Genomic DNA, 12,476 nt, shown 5'->3' with positions numbered 1-12,476 from the left:
CAATATCAGTAAATCGTTTGCCAATCCCAAACAAATGGGAGGAAATGTGACAATATACCTTAAGATCGTGGCTATATTACCATTGATATTGAATATCGGCAATACGCTGGCTCAGGTACAGAGTAAAACCCTTGCACCTGTTGTTAATTACAGTTTTGATGGCAATGCCTTAGATAGCAGCATAAACGGATTGCATCTTACTATCGAGGGTAATCCACAACTTTGCCCTGATCGTCATGGTCTATCTGCCCATGCTTATCAATTGAATGGAATTAGCGACTATTTCTGGGTTGCAGATACCCCCCTGCTAAGACCACAACAATTCACTCTCACCGCTTGGTTCAGTAGTGAATTCAAACCAGATTACACCAGAATCTTAGAAAAGAGATACAGAATACCTACAGCTCCCTATGGATCGTATCTTTTAGAAGTAAGTAACGATTCTACCGTGCCCAAAGCTCATGTTGCAGCTAATAATGTACAAAACATCATTACGTCACCTCAAGCGGTTGAATACGATAGCTGGCATTTACTTTGTGCTACTTACGACGGAACCGCGTTTAAACTATATCTGGATGGCGAACTCTGCAATTCCGTGGCTCTGGTTGGGCAGATATCCTACTCCAATTTCCCATTATGTATTGGTACTGCTTATCCCGATGCATCAAGCAGTCATTACTTTAAAGGCAAACTGGATGAGATCAGTATCTATGACTATGCTTTGGATGAAACAAGTATCCGCAATCTGTATGACATGGTTGTGGCTCCAAATAATGTGACAATTGACCGTTCAGAAGAAGGGGTCATTATCTCTTGGGATCTCCAAGATGTGGCGAGCTCTTATAGAATATATTCTTCGGAAGATATTCTCGCTGCTTTTCCAGTCGGGTGGACGCTTGAAGAATCGGGTATTATCACCAATTTCTGGCAAGATGCATACCCAACGATTGCGCACAAATTTTATCGGGTTGTAGCGCAAGAATGAGAGGAATTTGATAATGAAATACTTAGCTCCCATCATCAATTACTTACTACACAACAAAGCCTATCGGAAACGCAAAAATGATGGTTATCCTGGTTGGGATAGTGTGGAGGTTATAGAACAAAGCATTCGGGAGATGGAGGCAATGATGAATAAAATTGCTTTGCCCAAGCATGCCAAAGTATTGGATATGGGGTGTGGGGCGGGCAATCTATCCTTCTGGCTGGAAAGCATGGGCTTCGAGGTTTTTGGTACGGATGTAGCATCTGAAGCCATACAGTGGGCTGAAGCAGAAGCAAGCAAGCGCGGCTCACAGGTCAGGTTTTCTGTAAACGATGCCACAAAAAGCCTACCTTTCCCAGAGAACTCATTTAAGCTTGTGATGGATAATCACTCTCTGCATTGCATCATTGGAAAAGATCGCCGAAACTACCTGCAAAATGTGTTCAGACTACTAAAACCAGGCGGATACTATTTGGTGAGTACAATGTGTTACGAGAGAACGGATAGTGACATCTTGCTTGGATTTGATTCTGAAAGCCGTTGCTTATTGAGGGAAGGAGTTGCCCTCCGCTATTTGGGTACGGCACAAAGCATTCAGGTTGAGATTGCCAGTGCAGGGTTCAGCATCTTGCACAGTAAAGCTCAATATGATGAAGAAGATAATGGCGAGTTATTTGTAACAGCGCAGAAACCGAATCTGCATTAGTAAATGAGACTGTTGAACATCCATATATAGCATATTTTTATGCACGGGATCTCAGTTTGGTGGGCTTTATCTGAGCCTAGCTAGCACCCTTGTAGTATGGGGCTCTGCCACATATCTCAATTATTCATCACAGGCAGAAAATCTAAGATTTCCTCTTTTTAAACTCTCTATTAGTTAATCAATGTCACTCTTTTAACGGCAAGAGTTTTGCCCAAGGCATTAACTCTACGCACAAAATAGATTCCAGCGGGCAGAGCATTGCTCAAGGTACGGTTCAGATTCCATTCTATCTGCTCCGCTTGTGAGTTATCAATATTCATGCTACAAAGCATTCTTCCTTTTATATCGTATAGTCTCAAGCTTTCTCCTGCCTCACATTTGCCAAGCTTTAGCTTCAAATTTGCCTTTCCTGGATTGGGATATATAGTCATGGGATGTGCTGGGGCAGAAACGAGGTCATCTACTTCGACTTCAAGAAATCCCGTAATAAAGAACAATCCATTGTCGTTCACCACATAAAATGACGGTGTATTCACAAAGGGAAATATGTCCATCTGAATACTGGGAGCATACAGATTAGGATGGTCCAGCTCAATCAGATTATCATGATGATCCAAAAGAAATACTGTGCAGTTATTTGTTTCGCCATCAGACCAGCCCAAAGGCAGCTTATTACCAAAATTCGGGCCAATACAGCTAAGGTTGGAACTGTAAAATACCAGTTCCCAATTCTCGCCATAATCCCAAGAGCGCCAAAGTCCGTCTGAATCGCTCATTCTTGCCATTATGCCGTACAAAACTCCATTATCGGTATAGCGAATTGATTCAAAAAAGGGCGAAGTAGTGCTTTGCCAGTTCTCTCCGGCGTTATGCGATGTGTACACAAAACTGTCTTTGAGGCAGGCAAAATGACCTTCAAAGCATGTTAGTTCTGTAAAATCGCCCTCGCCCAAATCCCAAATCCTATTCCAGGTTTCCGCATCGGCAGAATGGTAGAGTCCCTGTTCCGTACCCAGATAGTAGGTAGAATTGTACCCTGAATAACGCAGGAAATTTGGGAATGCAAACCATTCATTGATTGTCCAGCTATGTTCAGTGAGATCAAAATCCCATAATCCATCGCTGTATGTGCCATCTCCCATTAGAACCATCAGAGTATTTTCGTCTTTTAGCAATATGGATTTTATGCTAAGCCCCCCTCCACTAAATGAATATTCCTGATAAAGCCCAGATTCGAATATCACCAACATTTTCTGAGCATCTTCAATTACTCCATAACACTCAGGCCAGCCAGCCAGATGCACCGCCGTTATCTGATCGGCGTTCGGTCCATAAGGTAAGCAGTCCAATGCAAAAATCGGTAAAATCATTAGCGATATTAACGCTATAAGCATAGCTTTCATGATATCCTCCTTCGCTCGGGATGACAATGTAACACCTATATTTATGAAGCAATTTCTATTCCTTATCTAAATATTATTCAGTCAGTTCGAGGTGTCGCTCTCAATTATATAATTATGACGGTTGAGTAATCTGGGCATGGGGAAGGGGGATTCCCATACTACAAGTGTGTGGGTGGGCATAGCTACGATCTGATAAAGCCCACCAAACCGAGATCTCGTGCATATAAGTCTGTTATATCTGGATGTGCAACAGACTCTAATTGGTTATAATAAATATCACCAAGATAAGGAATGATCACAGTTTGGGCCTTGATCAATTCATCAGCAGATCTTAAGTAATGATAAAAAAGGCTTGAAAACTTCGTGAAGAGAGAAGTATCAACAATGACAGCTTGGTTTTTGCTAACTTAGAAACCAATAGCTTTAAGCACTAAACAATCCGCCTCTCACCCTCATGCCTTAGCGAATAAATAACTAAGGTTTAGGCGGATATTCTGCTATATCGGCAGGATAATGGCAGGAGGAACTATCGCTAATATATGCTTGAAACTGTGGGGTTCTAGTTATCGTATAAAGATTTACCCAAATTTACAAATGGCGATAAATGGATAGAATAATATTGCATTTAATATTGCAAAACCGGTGTACGGAATTGGCGATTTCCCTGACTCTTTAAGGTAATAAGGCACAAACATATTAAATAAGCATGAATAACTTGCAAGCGCACGGGGACTATCGAAGGGTAGTTTCCGTTATCTTACAATAATGACTCTTGCATACGCATAATCTACCAAGACTTAGTCATTGATGAAGTCTAAGCACAATTCACCATCTACAGTGTTTTGCAGGCTGAGACAGAGTTATTGATTAAGAATTACTGAGTAATTTTGGGTTATTGTTTGTTCAGATATTTATCTACATCAGCATTGGCTTTGCGATTCTCAAGCTCTTTGGCAACTGACACTGGAACACAGACTTTATTAACCGGATTAAAATATGTCCCAAGACTCTTTGCAAGCACTAAAGCAATAGGAATGCCGATAATAGAAATAAACAAACCCGCAATCTGGCAGACAGTAACAACACAAAGCACTAGACCAAAAGGAATATACACAATAGTTGCGATAATTCCAAATGTTTTCCATGCTTTGTTTTGTTCTATGCTCAAGTCAGATTTGCTAACCATAGAACTGCTAAATGGAGACAACAAAAATTTACTCAACTGGATCAAACCTAAGCCAATAGGAGCCCCAATTACCGTTATAACAAATAACCCACCAACTAAAAATACACCCAATGCAGAAATAAACCCGAAGAACGGGAAGTGCCAGATAATGTTTGCAAGTGTACGCATAAATCACTCCATATTTTTATTAAAAATATTCATAATAGTATCGAAGGTTTTGTCAAGCTTAAAATGCCACAGGCATCCCTTACTTTTCAAAAATAGAATTATGACCTGCTGATCTTCCACTCATTTGCCGCCATATTTGAGGAAATGATATCTTTTTAAAAAATGCAATGAAGAGATTCGAAGCTTTTGCCATACTCGCTTTCAAGAAAAAAAACTTCTTTGTCATGAACGAAACTATCCATCTGCAGCTTGTTGATATTCGTCAACTGTAAAAATGCCTGTGATTGGCCACAATAAGGATTAGCGGCTGTGTTTATTGCTGTTTGGGAGATGTTATACACTTTACTTTTTCTTTTGCATCCTTTTGCATTGTTATGTTTAAAAATTGAGTGACTTGTTATATTCTTATATGAAGAAACCCAATTAAGTCATTTAGTCTTGACAAAAATTAGCACTCCAAAAAAGTGTTTGCTAAGAACAAGAAATTGACTATTATAATGCATAGGAATCTTACGTAAAACTATGGAGGTTAATATGAAACTGAGACCTATTGAAGATCATGTTGTGGTAAAGATAGCCACGGCAGCCGAAGAAAAGAAAATCGGCGGAATCATTATTCCGGATACCGCCAAAGAAAAGCCACAGATAGCAGAGATCATTGCCGTAGGCACCGATGAGGACCTGCAAAAGATAGTAAAAGTAGGCGACAAGGTGCTTTATGGCAAATATGCCGGCACTGAAATCGAGCTTGATGGCGAAAAATATCTCATTCTATCCAAGAGTGACATCTTAGCAGTAGTCGAGTAGAGCATTATGGCTATTATAGAAGTAAAGACCGATACCTTTGAGGCAGAAGTTTTAAAATCCGATATACCGGTATTGGTGGACTTTTGGGCTCCCTGGTGCGGTCCTTGTAAAGCCTTATTGCCTATTATCCAAAAGCTTACCGACGAAATGGAGGGCAAGGTAAAAATCTGCAAGGTGAATATAGACGAAAGTCCAGATATTGCCGGGAAGTATTCCATTATGTCCATCCCGACATTACTAATCTTCAAAGATGGTGTGATTAGCGACCAACTGGTAGGATTAGTTCAAAAAGGAAAGATAATGGACAAGTTGAATCCGCTTCTTTAGGAAGATTCACAAGAAAGAATGGGCGGAAGTTATTGCTTTCGCCCTTTTTTGCATGAAATCCCTTGACTTAATAGCCTATTAAAAAATCCTGACAATCTAATCGAAAATAGTGAAATTCAAAGGAGAATAGATAAATGAAAAGGACTTACCAGCCCTCAAACAGATCTCGTAAGAATACCCATGGTTTCCGTAGTCGCATGGCTACCAGGAACGGTCGTAAGGTATTAGCCCGTCGCAGAGCCAAAGGGAGAAAGTCTCTCTGCGTATAAATCATGATCCGATGGATCAGAGATCATCAGGAATATATGGAGTTTACCCGCGCGGAAAAAGCGATTCGGACAGAGTATTTCTATATACCCATCTTGCCATATTCTATCGGTCCGGCACTGGGTATTACAATCAGCAAAAAAGTATCAAATGCGGCATCAAGAAATCGACTGAAGCGAAGAATGAAGGCTTGGTTTCGGGAACACGAAAACAATTTACCCTCTCATTTGAAGATGAATATAATTGCAAAACCGGGTGCTGCCAGCCTTAATTGGCAGCAACTATGTGAGCATCTCGGAGACATGATGCAATGCTTATAAAACTACATTTTATTGTGAGCATTCCAGCGCAACTAATTATGATGCTAATTCGATTTTACCAGTTAAGTATATCGCCATTTTTACCTAAGACTTGCCGTTTTACCCCCACATGTTCCACCTACGCATTACAGGCGTATCAACGCTATAATCTGCTTAAGGCTACATATTTAAGTTCTTGGCGGATATTGCGTTGCAACCCTTTCTGTAAGGGTGGATACGATCCTCTTCCCTAAGGAGATAAGCTTGGATAAACGTACTATCACCGCTTTACTTATGATGCTAGTGTTGTATCTGGTTTTCGATCATTTTGTTTGGAAACCACGACGCGATAATGCCCGCATTGCCACGCAAAACAGCGAAGTTGTGGAAAGCCCACAAAGTTCTCAAAGCCCCCACAATACTATTACCGATAGTACAGATCAAGCTCTTGCTGCAACAGTGAATGTTGATAGTCTGTTTATCCAAAGCGCCGAAGCTGAGATCCTTTTTTTAGAGAATGAAAACATCAAGGTAGGTTTTAACACAAAGGGAGCGGTGATTAATTCCATCCAGTTAAAGCATTTCGATTTCGGTCCCGAAAACTTGGTAGATCTTATTCCCAATCACGCACAAATACTCGGAGCCAATATCTACAGTGGCGGAAATACAATAGATTTGAGTGCTTACAATTTTAATTATACGCTAAATGAACAATCTCGAAGCATAGAATTCAGTTTAGCCAGTGCCAACGATGCAGTAGTAAAAAGAGTTTATCGACTTGATGAGCAATATGGCATTATAATGGATACGAATATCCAAAACATGGGTAGCGTAAATGGTGTACGTTATGATCTACTGGCAGGAATTGCGGATAGCGAGAATAATACTAAGAGCAAGGCACAAGACTATCGATTCTATTTGTATGCCGATAACGAAATCCTGAAAGTTACGCTTTCTAAAATGCGTAAAAACCCACCTCAGGGTAGCTTTGGCAGCTATGCATGGTCTGCGGTACGAAGTAAGTATTTCACTCTGGCTTTAAAAGAAAACGAGCCTCCCCTAAGCAAGAGTTTTAACACACAGATAAATGCCGATACCGGTAATCCGGGCTTTGCCATCGATAGCTTTAGTGCAGAATCTAAAGCAAATTGGCAACAAAGCTTTGTGTTGTATGCCGGTCCAGCCGATGCGAAAATCCTGAAGTCTTATGGAAGACAGATGGAAAACATTGCCGAGAGGGGTGCTTCTTGGCTACGCTGGTTGGCTAATATCATAGCGTGGTTCCTTAGCTGGTTACATGGCTACATCCAGAATTACGGAGTTGTGATATTAATTCTTGCGCTTGTAATCAAAATCATACTGCATCCTCTTACCCATAAAAGCATGGATGCATCGCTCAAAATGCAGAAGATTCAGCCGCAAATGCAATATCTGCAAAAGAAGTATAAGGATGATCCTAAAACTCTTCAGCTTGAAATGAGCAAACTTTACAAAGAAGCTGGCGCAAACCCACTATCTGGATGTTTACCATTGCTATTGCAAATGCCCATTTTTTTTGCCCTTTACAATGTGTTACGTTATTCTCTGGATATGCGTAATGCAGGTTTTATATTTTGGTTAAAGGATCTTTCTGAGCCGGATCCTTACATGATTCTTCCCATCATTATGGGGCTATTTATGATTATCCAATCCCTAATGATGCAACCTAAAAAAATACAAACCGAAGATATGGACGATAAACAGAAGGCGGCTCAGTCTTCTCAGAAGATGATGACTTGGATGATGCCGATCATGATGTTCTTCATCTTTCGTAATATGCCGGCTGGATTGGTTTTATACTGGACAGTGTTCAATATCTTTTCGGTGATTCAGCAGTACTATCTGCTAAAAAGACATAATAAGGAATAGTTTGATGACAACAATCGATAAAAGCGGAGTCTCTGTTGAAGAGATCATCCGCAACTTTCGCCGTGAGCACAATATTAGTGATCATGAGCTTCACTATGAAATCATAAAAAAACCCAGTAAGGGATTCTTAGGGCTTTTTGCCAATAAGATTGCTCTAGTGCGCTTCCAGCTTCCCGAACCTGAAGATAGAATCCGCCTCTTTCTAGAAACACTACTAAGCAAAATGGGTATAAGCTTTGCTAAAATGAAAACCAGAAAAGAGGGCAAAACTCTTTTTATTACAATTGAGGGTATAGTAGAAACCGGTTTTGTTATCGGGAAAAATGGCTCAATGCTGGAAACTATTCAATATTTCATAAATCGCGTGTTTGAATCTGATAACACTTTTGAACGCATCTATGTGGATGCGAACGGATATCGACAGCGCAAGGAGAACCAGTTTTTAGACAAGTTTTTACCCCAGTTTAAAAAGATCAAACTTAATGGGAAGGCAATAACTTTAGAGCCAATGAATCCGGCAGAACGCAGGATTATCCATCGTCATATCGAAAAACAAAGAGGGCTAAAAACTCTCACAATTGGTGAAGGTGAAATCAAGCGTATTGTCGTTTTTTCTGCCAAACAAAAAGAGAGTGAAGTTCTCAAAAACCCCAAACCAACTCAAGCCAAAGAAAATGAAACCAAAGTAAAAGATACTGTAGTAAAAGAAAACGTTAGTACTTCAGTTCGCCCCAAACGCAATCGCCGTCCTCAAAAGAAAACAGAGAATAAACCATCAGCTGTTGCCAAAACAAGCGATACTGCTAAGGACAAACCAGAGCCTTCCCCCAAACCACCCCGAAAATCTAACTATCGACCGCGCCGAAAAAACAATAAAACGCAAGGTGGAGATTCATAATGACAAAGATTTTCAAAGTATACGCTGGGAATTATTGGTCTGATGGCGGTGCTTTGATGGGTGTTTTGCCCTACGCAATTTGGAAAGATAAGATAACAACGGATGAGCGTCGTCGACAAAAGATGGATTTGAATTTACTCCTCATCGTCTGCGATAAAAAAAGGATATTGGTGGATACAGGCTTGGGGAACAGATTCAGTGAGAAGCAGCGGGATATCTATCAACCGAGTGAATTTACTTTGCCCTATTCATTATCAGAGCTTGGTTATAAGGATACAGATATAACAGATGTTGTTATGACACATCTCCATTTCGACCATGCCGGTGGTATCATTACCGGTTTTAAAGATCACCATGCCTTAACTTTTCCCAAAGCAAAGTATTGGATTCAGAAAGACGAATGGGAAATAGCAAAAAGCCCAGATCGACTAAACAAGGCTGCCTATGATTTCGATTATCAACTAAGCTTGTTGGAACAAAAAGGTGATGTACAGCTCATTGATGGGGAAGCAGAGATATATCCAGAGATATCTTGTGTAAAAGCCGGGGGGCATACCGTCGGCAGTCAATATGTGCAAATTGACAGCCCTGAGGCATTTTACATCTATGCCGGAGACATCATAGCCACAAAATTTCACACTTCATTGGCGATAACATCTGCCTATGATGTATGCCGTCAAGATACCGTTAAAGCTAAACGGCAGATCTATGACCGCCTAAAAGCTAAAAACGGAACACTGCTCTTGGATCACGATACTCGAGAGTGGGAGATTCCCATCAACTCGCTTAGAGTGTGAATTACTTATTTGAGGGTCTTCGGATCCTCTTTTTTTTTGCTTGTAATCTCCTCTGTAATTATACATTCATCCCCACTTCCTTATTTGGGATATAATCTTCCAATAAGTCGCATAAATTCTTCTTGAACGAAGCCCAAGAGAGTTCCAATAGACTGTCATGAGACCGTTGTACATCCATATTTAGCAGATTATTCTGCACCAAACATCGGCTTGGTGAGCCTTTTGATCGTAGTTATGCCCACCAACCATCCTTGTAGTATGGGGCTTTGCTCCATGCCCCAATTATTAAACTGTCTTGTTCTGCATCATGTGAGTCATAAGGGGACAGCAGTCGGCTACTATGTTTAATAAAGTGCCGAAGAGATACTAAGTATAGAAAAAACCCCAGTCCAAAAAACCGGGGTGTTTTTTATAGTTTGAGGCTAAATTTATCTATCGTAAATAAAATCCAGATTTAAATCTCCGGTGCCAAGGTCATACCAATCCTGGTAAATGGTTCCGCCACTTTCAGCCCAAGGAGCAAATCTATAATATGCTTGGCTGATTTCCTTCATTTCGATGGGATATTTCCAGTGTATTGGCAAATCAAGTGCCCAAGGCAGGTTTGAGGCTGTTTTATAATATCTGTTCATTTCAGGATTTGTAGTGTCGTCTTCCTCACCAAAAAGCTCTTCATTGGCAAGAACTGTAGGAGGATATCCGGGTAAATGGACTTCATGTCCATCAATTCGATCTACCATCAAATATGGATTCCAAAAGCCCCAGAAGGGTAATGTGGTTTGATCTAAGGCTTCGATGAGAGTAATTTCGAAACTAATAGGGATAGGATCAAAATAGGGCTGTTCCATCTGAGTATTCCAGTACACACCATTTCCGGGAACATTCACAAAATCCGCTGTAGAAGAAATAACCTTAAGAATACTATTTGTTCCGGCCTCAATTACCGGCATCGAGTATTCTGAACCATCTCCAACACCTAAGGTAGAATTAGGAATATCGATATTGGAGGTGGGGAAGGGGAATTCGATGGCAAATGCATTAAGTTTTGATGCACCTACAGCGCGCAGCATAAAATCTCCTTGAATATCCTTCACTTTCATCTCGGCGTCTAAGACAAGGCTGATCTTATAATCAAGCACCAAGTCGTTTAGATCGTAATCACCTTTTTGAGGCCACAAGTCTTCGTATGCCAGTGTGCCCCATCCGGTAGCTGATTCTAGCGGATAACTAAGATTGTAGGCGCGTAGGGGATCATCGGGATAGGAATCCATAGAATCTGCCACCCCGTCACTATCGGCATCACTTTCGCCAAATTCTCCAGTAAGTCCAAGGAAGAAGGCATCGCCGCCGCTTACTTTTACGATATCTAGTTCTTGTACCCATTCCGGAATGGTTCTTAGCACCCAAAGGTTTGCCCAGGCTACCAATTCTCCATCATCTCGTATGGCAACATTTCCTTGCCAGCCAGCTTCAAGATCGATGTAGTTACCTGTAGTAGGAGCATTAAGGTTTTCGGTATTATTTCCCCAAGCTACAATGCTACCATTGCTTCTTCTGGCAATAGCGTGGAGGAACTTTGCCGAAACCTGCACAAAGTCGTTTCCGCTAGGAACGTTAAGCTCATTATTCCAGCCCTGTCCCCAAGCAACAATTTCTCCACTGGAAGCTATGCCTAATGAAAATGTATTGCCGGCTGCTACGTCGATAAATGTGCCAGATGGTACATCGCATTGCCCATTGCTATTGTTACCCCAGGCAACGAGTTCTCCGTTAGTGCGCAAGGCAACAGAATGATATATTCCGGAGGCTACCTTAGCAATATCGCTATTAGTTGGGACTTCAAGTTGCCCATAGGAGTTGCTACCCCAAGCTACTACTGTTCCATCATTTTTTAATGCTACTGCGTGTTGATCTCCGGCAGAAATGGCAACGAAATCGTTGCCGGCAGGGGAATTATTTACCAGTTGGTTTGCTTGTCCCCAAGTTACAACACTGCCATCTGCACGCAGGGCGACACCGTATTTGTTGCCGGCAGCGATATCAATGAAATCGTCACCTTCGGGAACGTTACGGGCTACTTGATTATGGGGGCTTCCCCAAACAGCTATAGTACCTTGAGCAAAAAGGGCAAAACTGATGAGACTAAACGTTACTATCAAAAGTACTTTATTCATTTATGCTCCCCCTTATTGTTCTGCTCTGAAGTTGAAATCTAAGTTGCCTCCAGACACATTGATCGTTTCGGCAAAAGTTTGGTATTCAACCACAACTTCTTTTATTGTATTGGGAAGAATCAGCTTAGTGTTAATCCCGGATGCAGGGTTCATTTGTGCTTTAAACAAAAGGTTTCCGCCCGTAGTTTTGATGTAGACGGGTAATCGCCATGCACCTTGTAAATTTACATCTATCTGATTATTCATTTCATAATTGAAGTTATCAGGAACAACCAGATCTTGCATTTTTACTTCCGTTAGTTTTACCTTGGTATCGTCACAAGCGCCAAGTAAAAAGAGCACTACGATTAAAATGAAGAATATTAAGCGTTTCATTGTTTATTCTCCTTATTCAAATAAAATCATGCTTTATAAGCGTTATCTTTAGCAGTATTAGTTTAGGCATATTGTAAAGTCTAAAAACTGCTAAAGGCTATTATTACTATATATACTTACATGTTTATCTAAGATAATTTTACTTTGCTTTCTGTCAAGTTTTTTATTTCCAGAGT

14 protein-coding genes are annotated in these 12,476 nt (G+C 40.8%); 10 read left to right on the top strand and 4 right to left on the bottom strand.

Annotation, left to right across the window (positions count from 1 at the left end):
* The first annotated feature begins 46 nt into the window (after positions 1–46).
* Positions 47–985: a LamG domain-containing protein gene (locus LHW48_04980; GenBank protein MCB5259816.1), complete on the top strand. Its 939-nt coding sequence runs from the start codon at positions 47–49 to the stop codon at positions 983–985.
* 13 nt (positions 986–998) lie between these two features.
* The gene (locus LHW48_04975) at positions 999–1,691 is read left to right on the top strand and encodes a class I SAM-dependent methyltransferase (protein MCB5259815.1); all 693 of its coding nucleotides are present in this window, start codon (positions 999–1,001) and stop codon (positions 1,689–1,691) included.
* 170 nt (positions 1,692–1,861) lie between these two features.
* On the opposite strand, the gene LHW48_04970 is transcribed toward LHW48_04975, so the two are convergent.
* Both LHW48_04970 and LHW48_04965 read right to left on the bottom strand, forming a co-directional pair.
* Positions 1,862–3,094: a T9SS type A sorting domain-containing protein gene (locus LHW48_04970; protein MCB5259814.1), complete on the bottom strand. Its 1,233-nt coding sequence runs from the start codon at positions 3,092–3,094 to the stop codon at positions 1,862–1,864.
* Positions 3,095–3,986: 892 nt separating this feature from the next.
* Positions 3,987–4,448: a hypothetical protein gene (locus tag LHW48_04965; protein ID MCB5259813.1), complete on the bottom strand. Its 462-nt coding sequence runs from the start codon at positions 4,446–4,448 to the stop codon at positions 3,987–3,989.
* Positions 4,449–4,982: 534 nt separating this feature from the next.
* Between LHW48_04965 and LHW48_04960 the strand changes: the two genes are divergently transcribed.
* The 8 genes from LHW48_04960 (at position 4,983) to LHW48_04925 (ending at position 9,751) form a co-directional block, all read left to right on the top strand.
* Positions 4,983–5,255, top strand: a complete 273-nt coding sequence (locus LHW48_04960; protein ID MCB5259812.1) for a co-chaperone GroES — start codon at positions 4,983–4,985, stop codon at positions 5,253–5,255.
* A 6-nt stretch (positions 5,256–5,261) separates the two neighbouring features.
* Positions 5,262–5,582 carry a thioredoxin gene (trxA, locus tag LHW48_04955; GenBank protein MCB5259811.1) on the top strand — a complete coding sequence of 107 codons (321 nt, stop codon included), beginning with the start codon at positions 5,262–5,264 and terminating at the stop codon, positions 5,580–5,582.
* A 134-nt stretch (positions 5,583–5,716) separates the two neighbouring features.
* The gene (gene rpmH, locus LHW48_04950) at positions 5,717–5,851 is read left to right on the top strand and encodes a 50S ribosomal protein L34 (GenBank protein ID MCB5259810.1); all 135 of its coding nucleotides are present in this window, start codon (positions 5,717–5,719) and stop codon (positions 5,849–5,851) included.
* A 3-nt stretch (positions 5,852–5,854) separates the two neighbouring features.
* The gene (gene rnpA, locus LHW48_04945) at positions 5,855–6,169 is read left to right on the top strand and encodes a ribonuclease P protein component (GenBank protein ID MCB5259809.1); all 315 of its coding nucleotides are present in this window, start codon (positions 5,855–5,857) and stop codon (positions 6,167–6,169) included.
* Positions 6,160–6,402 (top strand): membrane protein insertion efficiency factor YidD, encoded by a 243-nt coding sequence (gene yidD, locus LHW48_04940; protein ID MCB5259808.1) that lies wholly within the window; start codon positions 6,160–6,162, stop codon positions 6,400–6,402. Before rnpA ends, yidD begins: the two co-directional genes overlap by 10 nt.
* A 10-nt stretch (positions 6,403–6,412) precedes the next feature.
* Complete coding sequence (gene yidC / locus LHW48_04935) at positions 6,413–8,056, top strand: membrane protein insertase YidC (GenBank protein ID MCB5259807.1); 1,644 nt, start codon at positions 6,413–6,415, stop codon at positions 8,054–8,056.
* 4 nt (positions 8,057–8,060) lie between these two features.
* Entirely contained in the window at positions 8,061–8,954 is an 894-nt protein-coding gene (locus LHW48_04930) for a Jag N-terminal domain-containing protein (GenBank protein ID MCB5259806.1), read from the top strand.
* Positions 8,954–9,751: an MBL fold metallo-hydrolase gene (locus LHW48_04925; protein MCB5259805.1), complete on the top strand. Its 798-nt coding sequence runs from the start codon at positions 8,954–8,956 to the stop codon at positions 9,749–9,751. Before LHW48_04930 ends, LHW48_04925 begins: the two co-directional genes overlap by 1 nt.
* Positions 9,752–10,179: 428 nt before the next feature.
* Here the strand turns inward: LHW48_04925 and LHW48_04920 are convergent, their stop codons facing one another.
* Both LHW48_04920 and LHW48_04915 read right to left on the bottom strand, forming a co-directional pair.
* The gene (locus LHW48_04920) at positions 10,180–11,925 is read right to left on the bottom strand and encodes an LruC domain-containing protein (GenBank protein ID MCB5259804.1); all 1,746 of its coding nucleotides are present in this window, start codon (positions 11,923–11,925) and stop codon (positions 10,180–10,182) included.
* A gap of 12 nt (positions 11,926–11,937) precedes the next feature.
* Entirely contained in the window at positions 11,938–12,300 is a 363-nt protein-coding gene (locus tag LHW48_04915; protein ID MCB5259803.1) for a hypothetical protein, read from the bottom strand.
* Between the last annotated feature and the right edge of the window lie 176 nt (positions 12,301–12,476).

It is taken from the genome of Candidatus Cloacimonadota bacterium, assembly GCA_020532355.1.
In the GTDB taxonomy this organism is placed as follows: domain Bacteria; phylum Cloacimonadota; class Cloacimonadia; order Cloacimonadales; family Cloacimonadaceae; genus UBA5456.
The sequence above is the reverse complement of the archived record's forward strand: the minus strand, read 5'-3'. Positions and strand labels throughout refer to the sequence as shown.